General features: G+C 63.7%; 22 protein-coding genes. 13 read left to right on the top strand and 9 right to left on the bottom strand.

The genetic code is table 11. From position 1 onward, the window contains the following. Positions 1 to 80: 80 nt before the first annotated feature. Both ACVIN2_RS35985 and ACVIN2_RS35980 read left to right on the top strand, forming a co-directional pair. On the top strand, positions 81 to 1,118 hold the full coding sequence (locus ACVIN2_RS35985; RefSeq protein WP_456769240.1) for an MBL fold metallo-hydrolase: 1,038 nt from the start codon (positions 81 to 83) through the stop codon (positions 1,116 to 1,118). Between the two features lie 102 nt (positions 1,119 to 1,220). Next, the gene (locus tag ACVIN2_RS35980) at positions 1,221 to 1,520 is read left to right on the top strand and encodes a hypothetical protein (protein ID WP_456769239.1); all 300 of its coding nucleotides are present in this window, start codon (positions 1,221 to 1,223) and stop codon (positions 1,518 to 1,520) included. Between the two features lie 61 nt (positions 1,521 to 1,581). Here ACVIN2_RS35980 and ACVIN2_RS35975 read toward each other — a convergent pair whose 3' ends face one another. Beyond that, positions 1,582 to 2,166, bottom strand: coding sequence for a TetR family transcriptional regulator (locus ACVIN2_RS35975; protein WP_456769238.1), 585 nt, complete (start codon positions 2,164 to 2,166; stop codon positions 1,582 to 1,584). A gap of 582 nt (positions 2,167 to 2,748) precedes the next feature. On the opposite strand from ACVIN2_RS35975, the gene purB reads away from it, so the two are divergent. Both purB and ACVIN2_RS35965 read left to right on the top strand, forming a co-directional pair. Then, a complete protein-coding gene (gene purB, locus ACVIN2_RS35970) occupies positions 2,749 to 4,056 on the top strand; it encodes an adenylosuccinate lyase (protein ID WP_456769237.1) in 1,308 nt (435 codons plus the stop codon). A gap of 107 nt (positions 4,057 to 4,163) precedes the next feature. Then, entirely contained in the window at positions 4,164 to 5,336 is a 1,173-nt protein-coding gene (locus ACVIN2_RS35965; protein WP_456769236.1) for a M20 aminoacylase family protein, read from the top strand. Positions 5,337 to 5,486: 150 nt separating this feature from the next. Here ACVIN2_RS35965 and ACVIN2_RS35960 read toward each other — a convergent pair whose 3' ends face one another. The 4 genes from ACVIN2_RS35960 to ACVIN2_RS35945 form a co-directional block, all read right to left on the bottom strand. Further along, a complete protein-coding gene (locus ACVIN2_RS35960) occupies positions 5,487 to 6,812 on the bottom strand; it encodes an LVIVD repeat-containing protein (RefSeq protein WP_456769235.1) in 1,326 nt (441 codons plus the stop codon). Between the two features lie 76 nt (positions 6,813 to 6,888). Further along, complete coding sequence (locus ACVIN2_RS35955; protein ID WP_456769234.1) at positions 6,889 to 8,727, bottom strand: caspase family protein; 1,839 nt, start codon at positions 8,725 to 8,727, stop codon at positions 6,889 to 6,891. 26 nt (positions 8,728 to 8,753) lie between these two features. Beyond that, entirely contained in the window at positions 8,754 to 10,607 is a 1,854-nt protein-coding gene (locus tag ACVIN2_RS35950; protein ID WP_456769233.1) for a caspase family protein, read from the bottom strand. A 165-nt stretch (positions 10,608 to 10,772) separates the two neighbouring features. Further along, positions 10,773 to 12,680, bottom strand: coding sequence for an acyl-CoA synthetase (locus ACVIN2_RS35945; RefSeq protein WP_456769232.1), 1,908 nt, complete (start codon positions 12,678 to 12,680; stop codon positions 10,773 to 10,775). 260 nt (positions 12,681 to 12,940) lie between these two features. On the opposite strand from ACVIN2_RS35945, the gene ACVIN2_RS35940 reads away from it, so the two are divergent. Together ACVIN2_RS35940 and ACVIN2_RS35935 are read left to right on the top strand one after the other, a co-directional pair. Beyond that, the gene (locus tag ACVIN2_RS35940) at positions 12,941 to 14,035 is read left to right on the top strand and encodes a SecDF P1 head subdomain-containing protein (protein WP_456769231.1); all 1,095 of its coding nucleotides are present in this window, start codon (positions 12,941 to 12,943) and stop codon (positions 14,033 to 14,035) included. A gap of 273 nt (positions 14,036 to 14,308) precedes the next feature. Further along, entirely contained in the window at positions 14,309 to 15,115 is an 807-nt protein-coding gene (locus ACVIN2_RS35935) for a Crp/Fnr family transcriptional regulator (RefSeq protein ID WP_456769230.1), read from the top strand. Positions 15,116 to 15,133: 18 nt separating this feature from the next. Here ACVIN2_RS35935 and ACVIN2_RS35930 read toward each other — a convergent pair whose 3' ends face one another. After that, positions 15,134 to 15,775 carry a glutathione S-transferase family protein gene (locus ACVIN2_RS35930; protein ID WP_456769229.1) on the bottom strand — a complete coding sequence of 214 codons (642 nt, stop codon included), beginning with the start codon at positions 15,773 to 15,775 and terminating at the stop codon, positions 15,134 to 15,136. Between the two features lie 66 nt (positions 15,776 to 15,841). Next, on the bottom strand, positions 15,842 to 16,390 hold the full coding sequence (locus ACVIN2_RS35925) for a cytochrome b (RefSeq protein WP_456769228.1): 549 nt from the start codon (positions 16,388 to 16,390) through the stop codon (positions 15,842 to 15,844). A 172-nt stretch (positions 16,391 to 16,562) separates the two neighbouring features. On the opposite strand from ACVIN2_RS35925, the gene murI reads away from it, so the two are divergent. From murI to ACVIN2_RS35890, 7 genes are all read left to right on the top strand, one after another. Next, on the top strand, positions 16,563 to 17,360 hold the full coding sequence (gene murI, locus ACVIN2_RS35920; RefSeq protein ID WP_456769227.1) for a glutamate racemase: 798 nt from the start codon (positions 16,563 to 16,565) through the stop codon (positions 17,358 to 17,360). 61 nt (positions 17,361 to 17,421) lie between these two features. Continuing rightward, entirely contained in the window at positions 17,422 to 18,195 is a 774-nt protein-coding gene (locus ACVIN2_RS35915; protein ID WP_106944481.1) for an HpcH/HpaI aldolase family protein, read from the top strand. Between the two features lie 74 nt (positions 18,196 to 18,269). Next, complete coding sequence (locus ACVIN2_RS35910) at positions 18,270 to 18,653, top strand: cupin domain-containing protein (RefSeq protein WP_456769226.1); 384 nt, start codon at positions 18,270 to 18,272, stop codon at positions 18,651 to 18,653. A 104-nt stretch (positions 18,654 to 18,757) separates the two neighbouring features. Continuing rightward, positions 18,758 to 19,525, top strand: coding sequence for an acyltransferase (locus ACVIN2_RS35905; RefSeq protein WP_456769225.1), 768 nt, complete (start codon positions 18,758 to 18,760; stop codon positions 19,523 to 19,525). Between the two features lie 195 nt (positions 19,526 to 19,720). Continuing rightward, positions 19,721 to 20,338, top strand: coding sequence for a 30S ribosomal protein S4 (gene rpsD, locus ACVIN2_RS35900; RefSeq protein WP_007602315.1), 618 nt, complete (start codon positions 19,721 to 19,723; stop codon positions 20,336 to 20,338). A gap of 114 nt (positions 20,339 to 20,452) precedes the next feature. Beyond that, positions 20,453 to 20,620, top strand: a complete 168-nt coding sequence (locus tag ACVIN2_RS35895; RefSeq protein WP_456769224.1) for a hypothetical protein — start codon at positions 20,453 to 20,455, stop codon at positions 20,618 to 20,620. After that, complete coding sequence (locus ACVIN2_RS35890; RefSeq protein ID WP_456769223.1) at positions 20,620 to 21,687, top strand: threonine aldolase family protein; 1,068 nt, start codon at positions 20,620 to 20,622, stop codon at positions 21,685 to 21,687. Before ACVIN2_RS35895 ends, ACVIN2_RS35890 begins: the two co-directional genes overlap by 1 nt. Before the next feature lie 122 nt (positions 21,688 to 21,809). On the opposite strand, the gene ACVIN2_RS35885 is transcribed toward ACVIN2_RS35890, so the two are convergent. Both ACVIN2_RS35885 and ACVIN2_RS35880 read right to left on the bottom strand, forming a co-directional pair. Beyond that, positions 21,810 to 23,072, bottom strand: a complete 1,263-nt coding sequence (locus ACVIN2_RS35885) for a serine hydrolase domain-containing protein (RefSeq protein ID WP_456769222.1) — start codon at positions 23,070 to 23,072, stop codon at positions 21,810 to 21,812. A gap of 1 nt (position 23,073) precedes the next feature. After that, on the bottom strand, positions 23,074 to 24,360 hold the full coding sequence (locus ACVIN2_RS35880; protein WP_456769221.1) for a serine hydrolase domain-containing protein: 1,287 nt from the start codon (positions 24,358 to 24,360) through the stop codon (positions 23,074 to 23,076). Between the last annotated feature and the right edge of the window lie 27 nt (positions 24,361 to 24,387).

The raw sequence follows: 24,387 nt of genomic DNA, 5'->3' as shown, positions 1-24,387 counted from the left end.
GTCGAGAGCCAATTTGGACGGCTCTCGAGAGCCGCCCTCGTTCCCGTTGTATGTCTTGCACGACAACAGGAGACGCTTTCATGAACATCAGGGACAGTCTTCTTGCAGCACTGATCGCCTTCAGCGCTTTCGCGGCCGGGCTCACCGAAAGCGCGGCAGCTGACGCGAAAAACCAGATCACGATTCTCTATGACGCCTTCGGCACAGATGAGGCGATGACGAAGGACTGGGGTTTCTCCGCCCTTGTCGAAATCGCGGGAAAACGCATCCTGTTCGATACGGGTAACGATCCCGAAATCTTCGCGGCGAACGTGAAGGCCAAGGGAGTTGATCTCTCGGACCTCGACTTTGTCGTTCTTTCGCACCGCCACTCCGATCACATGGCGGGCTTGTCCTACCTCCTGAGCATCAATCCAACCGTCAAGATCTACGCGCCGAAGGAAGGATTTGGCATCTACGGCTCGTCTCTGCCTTCCTCCTTCTACCGGAAAGACGAGGCCTTGCCGCCGGAGATGCGGTACTATGCAGGCAAGCCGCCCGCGGTGATGAAGTTCGGCACCGCGTGGGCCCACGCGAACTTCGAACTGATCGATCAGACCACCGAGATCGCTCCTGGTATCACACTCATCTCGCTGATTTCCGACGCACCGGGGACGAGAGAACTCAAGGAGCTGTCCTTGGCCGTCAACACGGCCGACGGCATGGTCCTTCTGGTCGGTTGCTCGCACCCCGGGATCGAGCGCATCGTCGAAGCGGCGACGGGTATCAATCCCAGGATTCATCTCATCGCGGGAGGATTTCATCTGGTCGTCGCACCTGATGAAGCTATCGCAAAAGTCGTTACCGCCCTGAAGGACAGGTTCAAGGTCGACAGCGTAGCCCCGGGACATTGCACCGGTGAGCCGACTTTTACCGCGCTCAAGAAAGCTTTCGGCGACAACTATCTCTACGCAGGCCTCGGCACGTCGATTCCGGTTGCAACGGTTGCGGGCGTGAATGTCAGACGCGGGGAAGGTCCGACACTTGACGACCTTGCGACCTATCGCAAACTCGCTGGGCGCGAAGACCCGTTCGGCATATTGCGCTTGCGCAGCTCGCATTTGGCACCCGCGCTTTAGGGCGCTGGCGCGCGGCTCGCACCTTTAGATCATGTGTGGCCGGGTGGGATTGGAACTGACGCCGTCGCGCCGTGGTTAGTAGCGGAGTGAGGGAGTTGCGCCATGAGTAAGGCTATCCGCGAAGCCATCCATCATCCCCCGATCATCACTGTCGGCGAGCTCATCGATGAGCTCTGCCGTCTGCCAGACACAGCGACGATCCAATTCCACTGCCCTGTTCTCGAACAGGAACTTGCGTTCTACCGCCTTCGAAAGCGGTCAAAGGACGTGGTCGAGATCGAAGTCAATACCTATCCGGAAAGCCCGTCGGTCGTGCCATCGGCCAACGCCGCCTTACGTGCGCGGAAAAAGACCCATCATCAGCGCTCGCTCGGCAATGGCAGCGTTGCCCATAAGGTCTGAGACAGAACCGCGACAGGTCACGTCAGGTGTGACGGCTTCGGAACGCGTGAAGGAAGTTGGCCTACGCCTTCAGCCCGCGCAATACCAGCGCCAGCGTCGCATCGACGCGCGCCGAGAGATCGGCGTCCTTCCATTCGTCGGCATGAGCCGGATGGTGGAAGCGGACGGTGGCATCGAAGATCGCACGCGCGGTGGTCTTGACATCGTCCACCTCGAATACGCCCTGCGTCACGCCATCGGACAGGATCGCCGCGATCTGGTCGATCATGGTGTCCTTGTGACACTTGACGGCTGCACAGGCCTCGCGCGCCAGGGTCAGATAGGTGTCGAACATCTCGGGGTCGTCGAGCACGCGCGAACGCTTGGCGGCGAACAGCGTGCGCAGCCAGCGGTCGAGCCGCGCCGGAGCCGGGCCCTGCTCTTCAGCGAGCTGGCGTAAGGGCGCGTCGATGCGGTCAAGCCAGCGTTTGGCGACCGCCTCGCGCAGCGAGGCCTTGCTCGGGAAATGGCGGTAGACGCTGCCGTGGCTCACATCGAGCGCACGGGCCACATCGACCACGGTGGCCTTGGCGAGTCCGTAACGCCGCAGCACGTCCTCGGTGACTTCGAGGATCCGCTCCGGCGTCAAGATAACGGCTTCGTTCATGCCAGCACCATGTTCCCGTTGAGGGTTCAGTTACCCGCCGACGGAGCTGCTTCCGAAGCGCCCGTGCCGGTCGTTTCGGAAAGCTCTCGCCTTAATGAGGCAGTTTTGCAGCCTGCGCCGCGATCTGGCGCGCCACCAGTAAATTGAGCCAGTGCCCAATCGTCCCGGTCAAATTGATGATTTCGGTCGTCATTGTCGTAAGTCTCCAATCAATTGGCGGTCCCCGTTGTTCAATTGCGACCCTCAATCCCCCATTTGCTTGGGACGTCGGGCTCCCGGGATGCCGCCAGACGCCCAATCGGAGCGTCCGAGAATGGATATACACGTCTCGCTGACAGATTTCAATATCTGTCAGTCAATGATCCGTGATTGACAGTTAATATCTGCGGGCATCCCTCTTGAGACCGGCCACCCATCGCCCCACCGCCGCCGGGCCGATGATCCTGTCCAGCCCAATCATCCCCCGCTACGTTGCCGGTGCCGTTTGTTTCGCCCTCCCCGCTCTGCTAGATCACGGCGTAAAAAACATTTTGGCAGGTCGCGCCCTTCCGGGTCGCCCGCCCACCTTCCTGGAGCAGTCCAATGATCCCCCGCTATACCCGCCCGGAAATGGCCTCGATCTGGGAGCCGCAGACCCGGTTCAAGATCTGGTTCGAGATCGAGGCGCATGCGGCGGACGCCCTTGCCGAGCTCGGCACGATTCCCAAGGAGGCCGCTAAAACGGTCTGGGCCAAGGCCAAGGACGCCACTTTCGACGTCGCCCGCATCGACGAGATCGAGCGCGAGACCAAGCACGACGTCATCGCCTTCCTCACCCACCTCGCCGAGATCGTCGGCCCCGAAGCGCGCTTCGTGCATCAGGGCATGACCTCCTCCGACGTGCTCGACACTTGCCTCAACGTCCAGCTCACCCGCGCCGCCGACCTGCTGCTCGCCGACCTCGACAAGGTGCTTGCAGCGCTGAAGAAGCGCGCCCTCGAGCACAAGATGACGCCGACCATCGGCCGCAGCCACGGCATCCACGCCGAACCCGTGACCTTCGGCCTCAAGCTCGCTTATGCCTATGCGGAATTCTCGCGCGCTAGGGAACGCCTGATCGCGGCGCGGAAGGAAGTCGCGACTTGCGCCATCTCCGGCGCGGTCGGCACTTTTGCGCAGATCGATCCGCGCGTCGAACAGCATGTTGCCAAGGCCATGGGCCTCGTGCCCGAGCCGATCTCCACGCAGGTCATCCCCCGCGACCGCCACGCGATGTATTTCTCAACGCTCGGCGTGATCGCCGCCTCGGTCGAGCGTTTCGCGGTGGAGATCCGCCACATGCAGCGCACCGAAGTGCTGGAAGCCGAGGAGTTCTTCTCCGAAGGGCAGAAGGGTTCGTCGGCGATGCCGCACAAGCGCAACCCGGTGCTGTCGGAAAACCTCACCGGCCTGTCGCGCATGGTGCGCGCCTATGTGACGCCGGCGCTGGAGAACGTCGTGCTCTGGCACGAGCGCGACATCTCGCACTCTTCCGCCGAGCGCATGATGGGTCCCGACGCGACCGTGACTCTCGACTTCGCGCTGGTGCGCCTCGCCGGCCTGATCGACAAGCTGCTGGTGTACCCCGCCAACATGCAGAAGAACCTCGACCGCCTCGGTGGCCTCGTGCATTCGCAGCGCGTGCTGCTGGCGCTGACCCAGAAGGGCGCAAGCCGCGAGGACGCCTACAAGCTCGTGCAGCGCAACGCCATGCCGGTCTGGCGCGGCGAAGGCGACTTCCTCCAGCTCCTGAAGAACGACGCTGAAGTGAAGAAGTATCTCACCGACGCCGAGATCGAGGAGCAGTTCGACCTCGGCTATCACTTCAAGCATGTCGACACGATCTTCAAGCGCGTGTTCGGCGAAAGCTGAGCGTCATTCGTAGCCCGGGTGAGCGCAGCGATACCCGGGACTTCCCTCACAAAGATCCCGGATGTCGCTTCGCTCATCCGGGCTACAAATCAAGGCGGACCTTCCTCATGCCCATCGTCAATCGCGTTGCCGCCCTCTCAGACGAAATGGCCGCCTGGCGCCATGACTTCCACGAGAACCCGGAGCTGCAATACGACGTCCACCGCACCGCCGGCATCGTCGCCGACCGCTTGCGCGAGTTCGGCTGCGACGAGGTGGTGACGGGCATCGGCCGCACCGGCGTCGTCGGTGTGATCCGCGGCCGCAAGTCGGCCTCCGGCAAGACCATTGGCCTGCGCGCCGACATGGACGCGCTGCCGATCATGGAAACGTCGGGCGTCGCCTACGCCTCCAAGGTCCCCGGCAAGATGCACGCCTGCGGCCATGACGGCCACACCGCCATGCTGCTCGGCGCCGCCAAATATCTCGCCGAGACCCGCAATTTCGACGGCACGGCCGTGGTGATCTTCCAGCCCGCGGAGGAAGGCGGCGGCGGCGGCAAGGCGATGGTCGAGGACGGGCTGATGACGCGCTGGAACATCCAGGAGGTCTATGGCATGCACAACATGCCGGGCTTGCCCGAAGGACATTTCGCGACCACGCCCGGCGCGATGCTCGCCTCCTCCGACAACATCCAGATCACGGTCCACGGCAAGGGCGGCCATGCCGGCGCGGGTCCGCACAAGTCCATCGACAGCGTGCTGATCGGCGCGCAGATCGTCAATGCGCTGCAATCGATCGTCGCGCGCAACGTCGATCCGCTGAAGTCCGCCGTCATCTCGATCACGCAATTCCACTCCGGCACCGCCTTCAACATCATCCCGGAGATCGCCGAGCTCGGCGGCACCGTGCGCACGCTCGACCCTGAAGTGCGCGATCTCGTCGAGCGCCGCATCGGCGAAGTCGCCGACAGCGTCGCGCGCGCCTATGGCGGTTCGGCCGAGACGAAGTACACGCGGATGTATCCGGTGACGATGAACCACGCGCGCGAGGCTGGCCTTGCCGCCGACGTCGCCCGCGGCATCGTCGGCGCCGAGCGCGTCAACGATAAGTTCATTCCGATGATGGGCGCCGAAGATTTTTCCTTCATGCTGGAAGCGCGCCCCGGCGCGATGATCCTGGTCGGCATGGGCGACGGCAACGAGTGCCATCACCCCAGCTACATCTTCAACGACAACATCCTCGGCCACGGCGCGTCATATTGGGCGCGACTCGTCGAAACGCGGATGCCGGCAGAGTGAAGCTGCAATCGCCGCACTCGTAGCCCGGGTGAGCGAAGCGACACCCGGGACAGCTCTCACCAGATTTGCAGCAAGGTCCCGGATATCGCTGCGCTCATCCGGGCTACGATTCCCCGTCTCATGACGTGAACAGAGCCTCCTGCCCATCGCTCATCCCTGATACTGCAGCACGTGCATGCCGGCGTTCCAGTCGGAGACGAACATCAGCCCTTCCGGCCGGACATAGGCGTCACAGGCCTTGGCCGCGAGCGCGACGTTCGGGCGCGGATCGATAAGCTTTTTCGGTGTCGGCGGCACCCAATATGCGATCTCTTTCGGTGCGAAGGCGTCCCTGATGTCGAATACCCTGACGCCGGCATTGTTGTAGGTCGCGAAGATCGTCTCCTCGCTCTGGAACGAGCCCGGGCGGTTCTCGTGCAGATTATGCGGCCCGAAGGTGCCGTTCGTGCAGAAGTCGCGGTCGCGCGGGGTCGGCAGGGTTGCGATCGGCACCGGGTTTCCAGGCGCGCGCACGTCGATAACGAACGTATGGAACAGGCCTTTGGCGCACTGATCCGCATTGGCTTCGTCCGCGACGATCGCAAGCTGTCGCTTGGGCAGCGGCAGCGGCGTATGCGTGCCCCCAGCGAAGGGCGGCGACCAATTGATGTGGGACAGCAGCTTTGGATTCACGGGATCGCTGATGTCATGAATGGTGAAGCCGCCATCGCGCCAGGCAGCATAGCCGCGATCACCCGCCGTGATCATGTGATGGAGCGCAAAGCGCTTGCCCTTCGGCGTTGCCGGCTCGCCGGCCGCGCGGTTCATGCCCGGCAGCCACCATTTCGCGACGATCTCCGGCTTCGTGATGGTCTTGAGATCGACCACGCAAAGAATGTGGTCGGTGAACCCGTCAAGATGCGCCGACACATAGGCATAGCGGCCGCCCGGCCACCACAGACGGTTGATGCCGAAGCCAGGCATTTCGAGGAACGCGATCTCGCGCATCTCGCCCGGTTTCGATATGTCGTGGATCGAGAGACCGCAGCGGAATTTCTTGGCCTTGGTGATGCTGTCGACCAGCGTGTTCTCGAAATAGCCGCGCATGTTGTCGTAGGACTGCATCGCGACGATGTTGGCGCCGTTCGCAAGCAGCAGCAAATCTTCGGCCACCTGTAAATGGTGCGTGCGGGTGTATTGTCCTGCGGTGAAGAAGTTGACCGGCTTCAGCGCACGCGGGTCGGAGGCGTCCAGGATCGTCACGCCGTCGCTGAACATGTGTCCGACATAGACGTGCTGCCGGTTAAACATCACCTGCACACTGTCGGGCCGTCCGCCGATGTCGCTGTAGGAGATGTGTTTGATGCCCTTGCCGATGCCCTCGGGGGGAATGTCTGCCTCCGAAGCCTCTGCCGGCCTCGACCATCCTGACAACGCGGCGGATCCGACCACGGCCGACAATTGCTGAAGATGGCGGCGGCGAGAGAGTTGTGGCATCGGTTTCCCCTATTTTTTTTGGGGGATGATGCTCGCTTGCGGGGAGGCATGCAAGCTTGGTCACGCTCCTCCTCTACTAGTTGCAAACTTCCTTGACGCCTACCGTAGATGTCCCATAGCCGGTCCCGGCGCCGATCGCACCTGAATGCTGAACGAGCCGGCATCCCCGCGCGACCGGCCGACAGCCAGCGTTGTTGCAAACCATCTGGCCGCTGGCCTCCGGCTTGGATGGCGCGGCCTCGATTTGCTTCCGGTCCGTATCCCGCCTCCGCGTGTCATCGCGCGTCGCCACCGGCTTCTTCTCCGGCACCTTCTCGCATTCGTTGTCGTCGCCGACGCGATAGCCGGCGCGGCAGGTGATCTTCGCGCATTGATCGCCGTCGGCCTTAAAGCCGAAATTACACACCAGCGGGCAGACGCGGCCCGGCTTCGCCTTCAGCGCATCGAGCGCGTCGATGCTCGCAAGCTTCGCGTCGAACTGGGTGCCGGCATATTTGTTGAACAGCGTCAGCGAGCGCTGCGTTGCGGCGTTCCAGTCGCCGTCGGGGGCGGCCGAAAGACAGCCGACCCGGCGCAGTTCGCTCTGCAAGGATTTCGCGAGGTCGCCGGGCGACAGGGAGCTTGGCGGCGGCGACAGCGCGGCGACCTTCCTGCTTTCGGCATCAGCCGCCTGCTTGTCCGTGGCCTGCTTCACTGCCGCCTCAGCCGCCGTCTTCTCCATCGCCCGTTTCTCCGCGAGCGAATTGGCCGCGGCAGCTTCCGCCGCCTTGCGATCTCGTTCGGCCGCCTCCGCCTTGGCCTGCTCGATCTGCTTGGCTTTCTCGGCCGCGATCCTTGCCTCTTCGGCGGCTTTCGCAGCGGCGGCCGCTTTCTCCAGCTCGGCCTTCTGAGCTCGTTCGGTCGCGAGCCTCGCCTTCTCCTGTTCGGCCAGACGCGCCTTCTCGGTCGCCAGCGTGCGATCTTCCTCGGCAGCGATCTTCTTCAACTGCACGCGAGCGAGGTTGGCGTAAAAGCCGTCCGGATAGGTCTGGAGGAATGCCTCCCAGGCTTCACGCAGGCCGGCCTGGAGGGCAAGCTCGTAGTCTTTGCGCACGCTGTCCTGTGGGTTTGCCTGCGGACCGGCTGTGGCGGCCGGCCTTGCCGGCACCAGCGGCACGTCGCTGCCACCCAGGGAGCCATAGACATACGGCTCCTGCTTGTTGCCTGTCTTCCTCAAGACGTCGTCACGGACAAACCCGAACGCCTTGCGCAGGTCGAGCCCGGGCTTCGGCAGATGATCGGTCAACGCGACCGCGAACGGGCTATTCCGGGAGTCGCCATCCGACGCCGTCGATCCCGCCTTGGCCGCAAACGCGATCATCGTGTTCGGACTGGTCGGCTCGACCTTGGCAAGCCCGCCACCAATCGCGCGCGAGGCCATGGTGCGCTTCATCGTCTTGGCGAAAGGGTTGTCGCGACAGGCATCGAGGATGACGAGACGGAGTTGTTTGGCCGGTTCGACCGCATACAGCGCGCGGTCCAGCGCGATCGTCTCGTCGAGGACGTCGCCGTCGGTTTCCAGCATGGCATCGGTCGGAACGAGATAGTTGCTGCCGTCCAGCTCGATGCCGTGGCCCGCATAGTAGATCACCGCCATGTCGGCATCGCGCGTCCTGGCCGCGAACTCGCGTAGCGATCGCCGCATTTCGCTGGCATTGAGGTCCAGCCTGATCTCGACCGTATCGAAGCCCGCATTCCTGAACATGCCGCCGACCAGCCCGGCGTCGTTCACCGGGTTCGCGAGCCGGGGCGCGTTCTTGTAGGCGGAATTGCCGATGACGAGCGCAACGCGCTTCTCGGCCTGCGCCGGCGTGCAGGTGCAAAGAGTCACAAATATGAATAGGAAGAGATATCGAGCGATGTTCACGCAATTCATCCGCGGGTTTTGGATTGACTTTGCGATCAGTTGCAGACCTCTGCACCAGATATCCGTGCCTCCGCCGAACCAGCTAGGGAAGTACTAGCTTGCAGACGACAACCCGGTCGAACGGGACGGCAGCCAGCGCTGTTGCAGTAAATTTGTCCCGATGACTTGGCTTGAGGCGATGGCGGCGAGGAGTCGCCCTGCTTACGCTCAGCATCCCGCTTCTTCGCGTCATCCCGCGTCGCGACCGGCTTCTTCTCCTGGACCTTCTCGCAGTCGTTGTCGTCGCCGACGCGGTAGCCGGCGCGGCAGGTGATCTTCACGCATTGATCGCCATCCGCCTTGAAGCCGAAATTGCAAACCAGCGGGCAAACCCGTCCGGGCTTCGCTTTCAGGGCATCGAGCGCGTCGACGCTTGCGAGCTTGGCGTCGAATTGGGTGCCGGCATATTTGTTGAACAGGGTCAGCGAACGCTGCGATGCTGCGCTCCAGTCGCCGTCGGCGGTGGCGGACAGGCAGCCGACGCGGCGCAATTCACTCTGCACGGATTTTGTCAGATCAGCCGCCGACAAGGTGGATGCCGGCGCCGGTGAAAGGGCTGCGACTTTTTGCTCGACCTCAGGCATCTGCCGATCGGCCACAGGCTTTGCCGCCTGTTCCGCCTTCGCGACGGCCTGCTTGGCGGCAAGCTCGGCCTTCGCTTTCTCCGCCGCCTGCTTCTCGGCCTGTGCTTTCGCCGCGGCAGCTTCGGCCAGCTTGCGCTGGTGCTCCGCTGCCTCCGTCCTCGCCTGCTCGATCTGCTTCTGTTTCTCCGCCGCGATCCGGGCCTCTTCGGCCGCCTTGGCCGCCGCGGTCGCCTTGTCCTGCTCGGCCTTCTGGGCGCGTTCGGCAATGAGCCTTGCCTTCTGCTGCTCGGCCGCGTTCGCTTTTTGCTCGGCCGAGGCGCGCGTCTCTTCGGCGGCGATCTTGTTCATCTGGCCCTTGGCGAGATTCGCGTAGAACCCCTCGGGATATTGCGCCAGGAACGCTTCCCAACCGTCGCGCGTGGCAAGCTGCAGCGCGAGCTCGTAATCCCTGCGAATAGAATCCTGCGGATTGGCCTGCGGACCGGTCGCTGCCGGCTTGGTCGCGACCAGCGGCACATCGTCGCCGCCAAGCGAGCCATAGACATAAGGCTCCTGCTTATAGCCCGTGCTCTTGAGCACGTCGTCGCGCACGAAGCCGAACGCCTTGCGCAAATCGAGGCCCGGCTTGGGCAAGTGCTCGACTAAAGCGACGGCGAACGGGCTGTTCCTGGAGTCACCGTCAGACGCGGTCGAACCGGCCTTTGCGGCGAAGGCGATCATGGTGTTGGGGCTGGTCGGCTCGACCTTGGCAAGCCCGCGACCGATCGCGCGCGAGGCCAGCGTCCGCTTCATGGTCTTGGAAAATGGGTTGTCGCGGCAGGCATCAAGGATGATCAGGCGCAGCTGCTTGGCCGGCTCGACTGCGAACAGCGCGCGCTCGACCGGGATGGTTTCGTCCAGCACGTCGCCATCGGTCTCCAGCGTCGCGTCAATCGGAATGAGATAGTTGGTGCCTTCCAGCTCGATGCCGTGACCGGCGTAATAGATCACCGCCATGTCGGCATCGCGGGTCCTGCCGGCGAACTCACGCAACATGCGCCGCATCTCGCTCGCACTGAGATCCAGCCTGACGTCGACGGAATCAAATCCCGCCTTCTTGAACATGCCACCGACCAGAGTGGCATCGTTGACGGGGTTGCCGAGCTTGGGCGCGCTCTTGTAGGCGGAATTGCCGATGACAAGCGCAACCCGCCGGTCCGCATGGGCCGGTCCGCAGGCGAGGCCAATGGCCAAAATCAACAAAGCAAATAGCCGAAACGGAATCACTTGCGTCCCCCCGGATGCAATTCCACGAGACTATTCGGACCATCGCTCAATTACCAATTCTTCCTATGTGATATTTGTCACATAAGAGGCTCTCTCAGGGGTATGGATAATGCGGCGAAGCGTCGCCCTGCCTTCGAGCTGACGCCAAAGCCTCTGTTGAGTCCGTTACATTTGCACCACCTCGTGGCGCATCACGAACGGCGCAAGCAGTGCGTGCACCTCGCTTGCAACCGCCTCGCGCTGATCCGCCGGCAGGCCCGCCAGCGTTACGGTGGCGATCGAGCCGTGGCTGCCGTGAGCGCCGACCCGGACCTTGCAGTCGATGCCACGCTCAATGAGCGGCGTCAGCACCTTCGTGAACACGCGCTGGGCTGCGTCCCAGCGCAGCTGCGGCTTGAACACTTTGCCGACGCCGGTCACCGGCATCGGATCGATCGGGATGACCTGCACCGGGACAGCCGCGCGCTCCGGCGTCCGCTCGCGCACCCATGTCTCCAGCTCGCCGGGTTCGACGGTCGCGCCGGGCTTCAGCTGCACATACCCCACCGGCAGTTCGCCGGCATAGGCGTCGGGCTGACCGACCACCGCGGCAAAGCCGACCGCGGGATGCCGGAACATGATCTCCTCGATCGGTGCCGGATCGATGTTGTGGCCGCCGCGGATCACGAGATCCTTGGCGCGGCCGGTGATCCAGAGATAGCCGTCGGCATCGAGCCGGCCAAGATCGCCGGAATTGACCCAGACCTCGTCGACGAAGGCACCCTTGTTGTGCTCGTCGTTGAGATAGCCGCCGAACACGCCGGGCCCGGCCATGATGACGACACCGATCTCGTCCGGCGCGCAGTCGCGGATCAGCTTGCCCTCGCCATCGAGCTGGACGATGCGGACTCGCGCATAGGGCATCGGAAGGCCGACCGAGCCGAGCCGGATCGGGCGCGACGGATAGGCCAGCGTGTGAACGCTCGAGGTCTCGGTCATGCCATAGACCTCGACAACCGGCAGCTTGAGCTTGTCCTGGATCGCAGACCCCACCGCGACCGGGATCGCGGAGCCACCACCGGCTGCATATTTCAGGCTGGAGATGTCGGCATTCCCAGGCGGCACCGCGAGCGTTGCGGCGAGCACCGTCGGCACGCTCGACAGCGCTTCGGGCCTGAAGCGCTCGACCAATTGCCAGATGTTCTTGACCGCATTCGGATTGCGCCATCCGCTCGGCGACAGCACGACCAGCGAGCCGCCGGCCGACAACGTCGTCAGCACCTGCGTCAACGAGCCCCCGACGTGAAACAGCGGCATGCCGAACAGCATGTTGGCGCCCGGCTTCGACTCCAGCAGCAGATTGAGCGCCCAGGCTTGATACACTTGGTTGGCATGCGTGTGCCGCACCAGCTTTGGCGTGCCGGTGGTGCCGCCGGTGTGGAAATAGGCGGCGATGTCGCTGCCCAGAATCTTGCGCTCGCTGATAAGGCGGTCCGAAGGCTGCTGCCTGATCAGGTCGTTGAAGGCAAGGATTCCCGTGGCCGGATCGCCAGCACCGAACACCTGCACAATCGCCTTGAGGTGCTTGAGTTGCGGCCTGATCTGCTCGACTTTCTGCCAGATGTCGGTGCCCGGCATCGGCCCGAGCGCCACCAGGACTTTTGTATTCGCGGCCTCCAGAATTTCCGCGATCTGGTGCGGCTCCAGGAGCGGATTGACGGGATTGGCGATGCCGGCGGCCTCCGCCCCGAACAGCGTTACGAAGGCGTCCGGCACCAGCGGCAGCATGAAGCTGACGACGTCGCCCTTCTCGACGCCGAGCGCGTGAAACATGTTGGCGGCCTGTGTGACGCGCGCGATGAAGTCGCGGTACGTCACCACGACCGGCGTGTCGGCGGGATCGGCGTTTTGCAGGAACTGGAGCGCCGGCCCGTCGGGGTTACGGGCCGCACCCAGCCTGATGGCGTCGTAAGTGCTCTCGGCCGCGACGCGATCGACGTAAGGGACCTGCTCGAAGGCTCGAACCTCTGCGTCCGTTGCCAGGTCCGGATAGTCGTTACCGATGAAGCGATCGAGCGCGTGGATGCCCGCCATGGAATTGCGTCCTCCCTCAGATGCATGTCCCCGCGCCCTGTCTTTTGACTTTTTGGGTTGGCGAGACCTCGACCGATGGCCGGCCGAGCACGGGCAGAATGATCGATGATTTGGCGTTCGTCCATGACCTAGCGGCCGCCGTAATCGGGCTCTGGTGAGAGGCTTTTGAACCTGCGCGCCAGATCCGGGGACCAAGAACTGGCATTGGACTCACATGCCGGTGTCCTTGCCAGCGCCCTGGCGCAAGACTTGAGGTGATCATGACTACGCTCCCGCGGGATTGCGCTACCCGGCTGTTCATCGCGCTCGCCGTGACAGCAGGGATCATGACATCGATGCTCGCCCTGCCCCGCGCGGCACACGCCCAGGACGGCCAGATCGACAAGATGCGCGCCAAGATCTCGGCCTTCATCAGCGACAAGATGGAGAAGCTCGGTGGGTCACGCATCGTCTACAAGGTGGACACCGATGGCCTGCGCGAGAGCGTCGTCACGGATTTGCGCGACGACGTCTACAAGAACCTGCGCGAGGGCAAGATCGCCTTCTCCGGTCTTGCGATCCGCGACGGCGGCGTCGAGTTGAAGATTGCCGACGTCAAGGGCCGCGAGCAACTCGCACGCAAGCTCGCGTCGGCCGCGGAAGGATTGCCGTCGCATGCGCTGGCCGTGACCGACGGCGGCGACGGACTGGTCAGGCTCGCGCCGACCAATGCGGCATCCGCCACGCGGTTGCACGAACTCGTCGAAGATGCCATCGCCATGATCGAGCAGCGTCTGAAGGAGGCTGGCGTCCAGCTCGCCAGCGTCCAGCCCGATGGCACCGACCGCATCCGAATCTTCCTGCCCGGTGTGATGGAGCCCGAGCGCGTCACCGCAGTCTTCGCCCGAAGGGTCAAGGTCGGCTTCCGCCTGATCGACCTCTCGATGCCGCCGGAGCAGGCGCAATCCGGCACGCCGCCGACAGGCACGGAAGTCCTGCCCGGCTTCAAGGACAAGAGCCTTTATCTGGTCGCCAAGGACAGCGTGCTCGACGGCGACGACATCAGCTATGCGGGCCCGGGGTTTGCAAGCGCCACGAAAGAGCCGATCGCCTCGTTCCGCTTCAATGGCCGCGGCACGCGGCGCTTTGCCCACATCACCGAAGAGAACATAGCAAAGCCCTTCGCCATCGTGCTCGATGGCAAGGTGATCTCCGCCCCCGTGATCCGCGAGCCCATCACCGGCGGCTCGGGCCAGATCTCCGGCAATTTCACCCTGGAGGAAGCAAACAGCGTCGCCATGCTGCTGCGCGCCGGTTCGCTGCCGGGGCACCTCAGCCTGGTCGAGCAGCAGGTCGTGCCGCCCGCCAAGCCCTGAGGCGGGGGATCACCCCACGCCCTGGTCCCGCCCCGCCCCGTCGGCCGCCGAGGTCCAGCACGCCGAGGCTCGTACCCGGCGGCCCCCGAATCGCGGGCGCGCCACGGCCATACGCACCGCCAAACAGGCAATTGCCGAAACGCCCGATCAGGCTAAAATTTGCCTCTTGCGGCACGGCGGCCGAAAGCCTCATTCAAGCGGTCGTCGTTCGATTTCGGCTATAGGTGTCGAGAAGACCGACCGTGACTGAAGGCCTTACGCGGGGATAGTACCATGCCGTCCGGCAGCGCAGACATTTCGTCGATCCTCGACCGCATTCTCGAGGCGGCGACGGATAACCTCAGGATCGCGAAGATCCTGGTCCAGATGGGCCTCGATCCGAACAACGTCACCTATGACTCGATCTTCAATCGGATGCTGGAGATCTTCGTCCAGAACATCACGCTGGCCAATATGTTTGCCGCGGTCGGCGCCGGCTTCTTCGTCGCCACCCTCCTGATGCGGACGATGGTTCCGTTGCGCGTCGCCAATATGGTCGGCTGTGCGTTCTTCGCCGTCTTCGGCGCGCTCTCTGCCAACGTCTCGACCTTCTTGCTCTATCTCCTGCTGCTACCGATCAACGCCTTGCGCCTGCGACAGATGCTCAAGCTCGTCAAGAAGGCGCGCCATGCCGCCGAAGGCGACATGTCGATCGAATGGCTCAAGCCGTTCATGACCGAACGCAAATATCGCCGCGGCGACACGCTGTTCAAACTGGGCGACCCAGCCAAGGAGATGCTCCTTACGGTCACCGGCAAGTTCCTGGTCAAGGAGATCAATATCGAGATCATGCCGGGCGCGCTGATGGGCGAGCTCGGCTTCCTCACGCCGGGCAACCGGCGCACCGGAACGATCGAATGCATCGAAGACGGGCAGGTGCTGACGATTACCTATGACCGGTTGCTTGAGATCTACTTCCAGGATCCGCAGTTCGGCTACTACTTCCTGGTGCTGACCAGCCAGCGGCTACTGCAGAACATCGAGCGCCTCCAGGCGCAGCTGGCGTCGGAACGGGCGGCCACCACGAACAGGATCGCGTGATCGAGTGCGCGCCGCCGTTCAGTTCAAGAGCAACGCCATGCCCGGATCGCCGTTCTCCATCGCACGCCGATAGCCCGCCCGCGCGCCGATGCGGCCGAGATATTTGACCACGTTGGGACAGCGCGACACGTCATAGGGCTGGAAGTAGCGCATGGTGGTGAGCGAGAACACCGTCATGATGTCGGCGGTCGTGAAGGCGCTGCCTGCAAGATATTCCGCCTCGCGAAGCCTTGCGTCGAGAAGATCGTAGGCCCGATCGAGACGCCCCTTCATCGCGAGCAGGGTCGGATTGTCCTTGGCGAGATCGAGCCGGCTCAGGATCATCATCCGCCCCATACCGGGTTGCAGGGTGCCATTGGCGAAATGAAGCCAATACAGAAACTGCGCGAAGGCGGGATCAGTGGGCCCGAGCACGAGCCGGCCGTTGCCATATTTTGCAACGATGTAGTCGACGACCGCTCCGGATTCCGCGAGCACCAGCTCGCCGTCGGTGATCACCGGCGCCGCCCCGATCGGATGCAGCGCCTTGTACTCGGCCGGGGCCAGCATGGTGACGGGATCGCGCGTATAGCGCTTCAGCTCGTAGGGAATCGCCAGCTCCTCGCACAGCCAGACGATTCGCTCGGACTGCGACTTGCCGAGATGATGGACGGTGAGCATGAGGCCTCCTGAAGACATGAAGCAGAACGTGGGATGTGCCACGAGAACGCATAGGTGTGGTTGCGACTACGCCTCGTCCGCCACCATCCGCGCCACGACGCGGTCGCGGCGGATGAAGTGGTGCCAGAGGGCGGCGATCACGTGAACCGCGATCAAGGCGAGCAGTACATAGGCAAAGAGGATGTGGCGGTCTTCATAGGCGCCCGCCGCCGCGCGGTCGGGAGCGGTGAATTGCGGCACGTGAAACAAGCCGAAGAAGTCCGAATAATCAGGTGCGTGCGCACCGGAATGCGCCCAGCCGAGCATGGTGACGACGATGATTGCGAGGTAGAGCGCGCCGTGGCTGACATGGGCCGCGACCTTCTGCCAGCGCGAGGTCTCGGCCGGCAGGGCGGGCGTCGGGTTGACGAGGCGCCAGACCAGGCGCAGCACCGTGAGCAGCAGGATCACATAGCCGATATCAGCGTGGATCGAGCGATAGAAGAAGCGGTCGGGACGCGCCGGGACGTGGTTCATCCACCACCCAAAGCCGATCATGCCGATGATGGTCAGCGCCAGACTCCAGTGCAGCCATCGGGAAATGCTGCCCCAGCCGTGACTGGTATTTCTGATCATGTCGGCTCTCCGGAGTTTTGCGGGCCTGTCCCGATCCGCGCCGCAGTCCGGCAGCTGATATCGGACCATGCGGCAATCGCGAAATCGAATCGGTCCAAATTAGCCCTCAACGCCCCTGCCGCAAAACCGCCCCAAAAACCGAATGGTAACCATGTCCGGCTAGAGTGATCACGTGACCAATTCCCCGACGATTCTGGTGTTCGATTCCGGCCTTGGAGGGCTCACGGTCCTGCGTGAGGTCGTGGCCGCGCGCTCCGACGCGCATTACGTCTACGTCGCGGACGACGCCTTCTTCCCCTACGGCCACCACAGCGAAGACGAGATCATCGCCCGCGTGGTGCCGCTGATGGGGGAATTGATCGGCACGCACGAGCCTGACCTCGTCGTCATCGCCTGCAACACGGCGTCCACCCTGGTCCTATCGCATCTGCGCGCCGCATATTCCCTGCCCTTCGTCGGCACTGTGCCGGCGATCAAGCCGGCCTGCGCGCAGTCGAGGAGCCGGCGCGTGTCGGTGCTCGGCACCAAGGGCACCGTGAAGCGCGAATATACCAAGGCGCTGATCCGCGATTTCGCACAAGGCTGCGAGGTGACGCTGGTGGGTTCGCCCGAGCTGGCCGCGCTGGCTGAAGCCGAGCTCAGCGGCTCTCCCGTCAGCGACGACGCCATTCTCGCCGAGCTCGCCCCGTGTTTCGTCGGCGATGTCGGAGACGCAGGCGCACGCACCGACACCGTGGTGCTCGCCTGCACGCATTACCCGCTGCTGCTCGACCGGCTGAAAAAGCTCGCCCCCTGGCCGGTCGACTGGATCGATCCGGCGCCCGCGATCGCCCGCCGCGTCTCGGATCTGCTCGGCGCGCACACCGGTGGTATCGCGCAATCCGGCGCCGAGATGATCTTCACCTCGAACCGCGTCCATCGCCTTTCGGCCACGCTGATGCCGTTCTTCGGCGGCCGCATTCCAGCCTGACCTTGCGCCTCGACGGCGCGCTGCTAGGCTCCGCCGTCGTCGTTTCCTGCAGGTTCTTCCCATGTCGGTCCCCGCAACGCCGCTCAACCGTCTCCGCCAGCTCTGGCGCGAGGGTCGTCCCGCCTTCGGCGCGATCGCGACGATCCCGAGCGTGCAGACCGTCCAGATCATGGCGCGCTCACTCGATTGGATCATCGTCGATCTCGAGCATGGGCCGATTGGACTGACCGAAGCACATGCAATGATCGCGGCCACCACCGGCACACCGTGCACACCGCTGGTGCGGATCGCGGCGAACGAGCCATGGCTTGCGAAGGCACCGATGGACATCGGCGCCTTCGGCATCAATTTCCCGATGATCACCAATCGCGCGGAGGCCGAGAAAGCGGTGCGCAGCGTGCGCTATCCACCACGCGGCGATCGGCTCTGGGGTCCGTTCCATGCACCATTCCGCTGGGGCCAGTCGATGCCGGACTACATGGCCAGCGCCGACGACGAGATGATCTGCATGATCACCATCGAGCACGTCGACGCCGTCAACCGAATCGACGAGATCATGGCCACGCCCGGAATCGACGTCGCCGTAATCGGCCCCGGCGATCTCGCCACCTCCATCAACAAACGCGGACAGATGGACGATCCGGAATTGCTGGAGCTGGTGGCGCGGGCCGAGGCCGGCATCCTCAGAAGCGGCGTGCCGATCGGCGGCGTGGCGCGGACCGCAGACCAGGCCAACGCCCTGGTCGACCGCGGCTACCGCGCGATCGCGCTCGGCTTCGACTGGTCGCTATTCCAGCGCGGCATCATGGCGGCGTTCGAGGGGATCAAGCGCTGACGGCAAAGCCGATTGCCACCTTGCCGGGAACTGCTGCGCTGCTAGGCTCAGTCGTTCCAGGGAGGAAAAAAACCATGCTCAAAAAGACCTTGCTCGCTCTCGCCTTCACCGGCCTCGCCGTTGCCGCCTTCGCCCAGCAGCCCGGCATCAAGCGCACCCCGCTCCAGAAGGTCGAATTTCCGGATGGCTACAACACCATCACCGCCATCGCGGAAGTCCCGGCGGGCGGCTCGGCCGGACGCCATACCCATCCGGGCATCGAGACCGGCTATGTGCTCGAAGGCGAGCTCAATCTCCTCATCGACGGGCAGCCGGAAAAGACGCTGAAAGCCGGCGATTCCTACCAGATCCCGGCAGGCGTCGTGCATGACGCCAAAGCCCACGGCGACAAGGCTATGAAAGTGCTTGGAGTTTACATCGTCGACAAGACCAAGCCGCTGGCCTCCCCGGCGCCCTGATGCGGCGAACCGACCGGCCCTGAGCTCGTTGGTTCGTGCTAGAGCAGGCGGCGAGCGGGAACCCGCTCGCTGCACAAATTTTAATCAGGGGAAACCTAAGAGCGATGCGCGGGACGTCCAAGACCATTTCGCTGCCGCGTCGCCTGATTATCGACCTCATGCACGCCTCGATGGGCGTGCCCTTCGTGTCGCTGTCCCGTTCGCTCGGCATCGGCCCCCTGCTGGAGGCCCGCGCGGGCGCGATGGCGCCAGCCGGCTGGGCGGCCATGTTCGTCAAGGCTTTTGCCCTCGTCGCCAAGGACGAGCCGGTCCTGCGTACCGTCTATGCCAAATGGCCCTGGCCGTCGCTTTACGAGCTGCCGAAGAGCGTGGCGTCGGTGGCCATCGCCCGGGTCGAGGGTGGCGAGGAATGCGTGATCCCGCAGCGAATCGTGGCTCCCGAGGCCATGACCCTGGCTGCGGTCGACGCCGAGATCCGGCGCGCCAAGACCGCCCCGATCGACGAGATTCCCATGTTTCGCAAGATCATGCGGGTGACCCGTCTGCCGCTGCCGCTGCGGCGGTTGTCCTGGGCGACAGGACTGAATTTTGGCCGGCAGCGCGGCAACTGGTTCGGCAGCTTCGCGGTGAGCTCGGTGGCCGCCTACGGTGGCGGCGAGCTTCACCCGATCACGCCCGGCCCCTTCATCGTCAGCTATGGGGTGGTCGGGCCTGACCAGACCATCCATGTCGTGATCCGCTGGGATCACCGGGTCACCGACGCCGCCCCAATCGCCCGGGTCCTGACCCGGCTGGAACAGGTCCTGAACACTGAAATCGCTGCCGAATTGCGTGCGGCCGGGTCAAAGCCGATCCGGGCGGTCGGAACGTGAGTCCGGCCATTCGCATTGACAGCGAGCCCCAAATCCTCCTAAAAGCCGCTTGCTCGCGGGCCGATTTCGGCCCGCGAAGCGTTTCGCGACCCGTGGTCCTGTCCCTTAAGCTTTGGGATTGGACCTGTCAGTGCCGGGCTAGCCCGTCACACAGGAGGGCGCGTTTCCTCAAACCATGTACCTGAAGAGGACGCGATGACTAAGCGCAGTGAGGCGAAGTACAAACTCGATCGCCGTATGGGCCAGAACATCTGGGGCCGCCCGAAGAGCCCCGTGAACCGCCGCGAGTACGGCCCCGGCCAGCACGGCCAGCGCCGCAAGGGCAAGCTCTCCGACTTCGGCGTGCAGCTGCGCGCCAAGCAGAAGCTGAAGGGTTACTACGCCAACATCTCCGAGCGTCAGTTCCACAGCATCTATGTCGAGGCCAGCCGCCTCAAAGGTGATACCGGCGAGAACCTGATCGGCCTGCTCGAGCGCCGTCTCGACGCGGTCGTGTACCGTGCCAAGTTCGTCTCGACGATCTTCGCCGCGCGCCAGTTCATCAATCACGGCCACGTCAAGGTGAACGGCCGCAAGGTCAACATCTCGAGCTATCTGGTCAAGCTCGGCGACGTGATCGAGGTCAAGGAATCCTCCAAGCAGCTCGCTCACGTCCTCGAAGCCAGCCAGCTCTCCGAGCGTGACACCCCCGACTATCTCGAAGTCGACCACGGCAAGATGACCGCGAAATACATTCGCATCCCGCACCTCTCCGACGTGCCGTTCCCGGTGCAGATGGAGCCGCATCTGGTCGTCGAATTCTATTCGCGCTGATAGCTAGGCAGATCAATCGCTCAAAGGCCCCGGTTTTCCGGGGCCTTTTTGTTTGGGCCGCTACTCCATGTCGCGATCCTCGCGTGCTACAGTCGCCATCGATGGAGATTGATCATGACGCGTCCTCTCGACGAAGCCTTCGACAAGGTTGATGATCGACCTCCGCTACGACTAACATTGATGGAAGAGGCCGAACTCATAGAGGCAGAAGCTGAGATCGCCCGTGGCGAGTTAGCCAGTGCCGACGAAGTTCGCGCCATGTGGAAGAAACACGGTTTGTGATGCTCTACACCCCTCCCCCGATTGATCCCAAGGCGCCGCCGGTTCGCATCAACCTGCTGTCGGACACGCAGACAAAGCCGACACCCGCAATGCGCGAGGCGATGGCGCGGGCGGAGGTCGGCGACGAGCAGGTCGGCGACGATCCGACCGTGAACGCCCTGTGCGAGCGCGTCGCCGAGCTGCTCGGCAAGGAGGCAGCCGTGTACATGCCGTCAGGCACGATGTGCAACGTCACCGCGACGCTGGTGCATTGCCGTCCCGGCGACGAGATCCTGGCGCACGAGAGCGCGCACATCATCGCGCGCGAAGGCGGCGCGCATGCCGCGATCGGCGGCTTTCAAGTCACGCAATTGAAGGGACCCGACGGCCAGTTCACGCCGGAGACCTTTCGCAGAGCGCTGCATCCGCGCACCCGCTACCAGCCGCCGCAGACGGTGGTCAGCGTCGAGCAGACCGCCAATATCGGCGGCGGCACGGTCTGGAAGAAGGCCGCGCTCGACGAGATCGTCGCGATCGCGAAACAACATGGCCTCGTCACCCACATGGACGGCGCGCGCCTGCTCAACGCCACCGTCGCGAGCGGCATCTCCCCGCGTGACATGACCGCGGGGTGGGATTCGGCCTGGATCGACTTCTCGAAGGGCTTGGGCGCGCCGATCGGCGGCGTGCTGGCGGGCTCGCGCGCCTTCATCGATGCGGTCTGGCAGTGGAAGCAGCGGCTCGGCGGCTCGATGCGACAGGCCGGAATCTGCGCGGCGGCTTGCATCTACGCGCTCGACCATCATGTCGATCGGCTCGCCGACGATCACGCCAATGCGCGTGCGCTCGCCCGCGGACTGTCGCAGATCGCAGGCGTCGAGGTGCAGGAGCCCGAAACCAACCTGGTGTTCTTCAAGCCCGATGGTGCCGGCATTCCCGGCGACAAGATGGTCGCGGCGCTGCGCCAGCGCGGTGTGACGCTTGCGATGATGGACGGCCGCATCCGCGCCTGCACCCATCTCGACGTCAATGCGAGCCAGATCGAGGAGACGATCGGATATATCCGCGAGATCGTGCGCGGAGCGTAAACCGAGCAGTCCCGTAGCCCGGGTGAGCGCAGCGATACCCGGGGACTTCACTCGCAGGGATCCCGGATGTCGCTGCGCTCATCCGGGCTACTGCTCTTATCCGGCTGCAAAACAACGGCGGTTCACCGCCCCATCGCCTGGTAGATCAGCGTCTTCAGCGCCAGTTGAATCCGGCCGCGCTGCGTCGGGGTCTGCACCATGAAGATCCCGAACAGATCGTCCTCGGGATCGATGAAGAAGAACGTGCCGCCGACGCCGTCCCAGCGATATTCGCCGAGCGGCCACGCTGTGCCTGATGGCACCGAGGTGCGCACGGCGAAGCCGAGGCCGAAGCCGGAAGACCCGCCCGGATAATAGTTCTGGTCGCGCGCGATCTTCGTCTCCGGCCCGATATGATCCGAGGCCATCAGCGCGATGGTCTCCGGTTTGAGATAGCGCCGGCCGTCATAAGTGCCGCCGTTGAGCAGCATCTGGGCGAAGCGGGCGTAGTCGCCGACCGTGCCGACCATGCCGCCGCCGCCCGATTCCCATGTCGCGGACCGCCTGATATCGCGGACCTGCGTCGTCGGATTGATGTTGCGATCGTCCGGCATCGGCTCGGCGATGCGTGGGAATTTGGCGGGATCGGCGACGAAGAAAGCCGTCTCGGTCATGCCGAGCGGATCGAGCAGCCGCTCCTTCTCGAACTGCAGCAGCGTCTTTCCCGCGATGATTTCGACGACGCGGCCAAGCACGTCGGTGGAATAGCCGTAATCCCACACCGTGCCGGGCTGCTCGACCAGCGGCAGCGTGGCGATCTTGGCGGCGAATTCGGCGTTGGTCAGATTGCTGTTGAAGAGATTGGCGTCCGCGTAGAGCTCGCGCACCATACCGCCGCCGTAGTAGCCGTAAGGCAGCCCGGAGGTGTGGCGCAGCAGATCCTTGACCGTGATGGGTCGCTCCAGCGGCTCCAGCGCCAGGGCGACCTTGCCGTCCTCGGCCTTCTTTTCGATGCCGACCTTCATGCCGGCGAAGGCCGGAATGTATTTCGAGACGGGATCGTCGAGCGACAGCTTGCCCTCCTCAACCAGCATCATCGCCATGACTGAGGTAACCGGCTTCGACATCGAGTAGAGGCGGAAGATCGTGTCCGCGCTCATCGAGAGTTCAGTCGCGACGTCGCGGACGCCGAAATTCTGATAGTAGACCGGCTTGCCGTGCTGCTGAAGCAGCAGGATGGCTCCGGGGATCTTGCCGGTGGCGACCTCATTGCGGATGTAATCGGAAACCTTCGCCAGCCCCGCGGGCGAGAGCGTGTGGACCGCACGTCCCTCGGAACCCGCCTTCGCAACGATGCCGCCGGCGAGAAGAACGAGCGCCGCGATCAATGCGCAGCGCCCGAACATGTCAATTCTCCAACGCTTCATAGACCAGCTGCTTCAATGTCCGCTGCACGCGCTGGCGCTCGGTCGGGGTCTGCTCGAGCAGCACGAAGAACATGTCCTGCTTGGGATCGATCACGAAATAGCAGCCGGAGGCGCCGTCCCATTTCAATTCGCCGAGATCGCCGGGAGGCGGCGGTTTTGCGTTGCCGGGGTCGGTGCGCACCGCAAGTCCGAGACCGAAGCCGAAACCATCGCCGGGGAAGTAGAAATAATCGCGATCGACGCCCGACTTGGGGCCGATCTGGTCGGTCACCATCAGCTTGAACGTCTCGGGCTTGAGAATGGTCTTGCCGTCGAGGCTGCCGCCGTTGAGCAGCATCTGCGTAAAGCGCTCATAATCGGCCATGGTCGTGACCATACCGCCGCTGGCGAACTGGATTTTCTTGACGACCGTCGGATCGTTGATCCTCCCGACCCGGAAATCGCTGTCGTTCGGCACCGGCTGCGCCAGCAGCTTCTGCTTTACGGGATCGGTGACGAAGAACCCGGTGTCGACCATGCCGAGGGGGTCGAGCAGCTTCTCCCGCTCGATCTCGATGAGCGGCTTGCCGGCAGCGACTTCCATGACCCGCGCCAGGATGTCGGTGGAATGGCCGTATTGCCACAGCGCGCCCGGCTGGTTGTGCAGCGGAAGTTTCGCGATTCGCTCGGCGAACTCCGCGAGGTCGAAATCGCCGGCATAGATATTGGCGTCGCGATAGGCCTTGCGGACCAGGCTGTCGCCATAGAAGCCGTAGGTGACGCCCGAAGTGTGCGTCATCAAATCGTGCACCGTCATCGGCCGGTTCGGCGGCACGAGCTCGAGCGACTTGGTGCCGTCCTCGGCCTTCTTCTCGACGCCGACCTTCACATTGGCAAAGGACGGAATGTATTTCGAGACGGGATCGTCGAGCTTGATCGTACCTTCCTCGATCAGCTTCACTGCGGCGACGGACGTGATCGCCTTGCTCATCGAGAACAGGCGGAAGATCGTCTTGTCGGTGATCGGTGCCTTGCTGACCGCGTCCTGCACGCCGAAGACTTCGTGGTACACCGGCTTGCCATGTTGCTTGATGAGCACGTTTGCGCCGGCGATCTTGCCGGTCGCGACCTCGTTCTTGAAGAACTCGGTGATCCTCGCGAGCTTGTCCGGATTGAAATGCGCGCCGGCCGGAATCTCGTAGGTGCCCTCCGCCCGCGCGAGCGACATCGTACCCAACGACACAAGCGCGGCGCAGACCAGCGCGCGCAGTCCAGACTGTGAAATCATATCCCCTCCCCGGAACATGGCCCGGCG

The organism is Bradyrhizobium sp. USDA 3650, from assembly GCF_054057395.1.
This window is presented reverse-complemented; position numbering and strand designations above follow the sequence as displayed.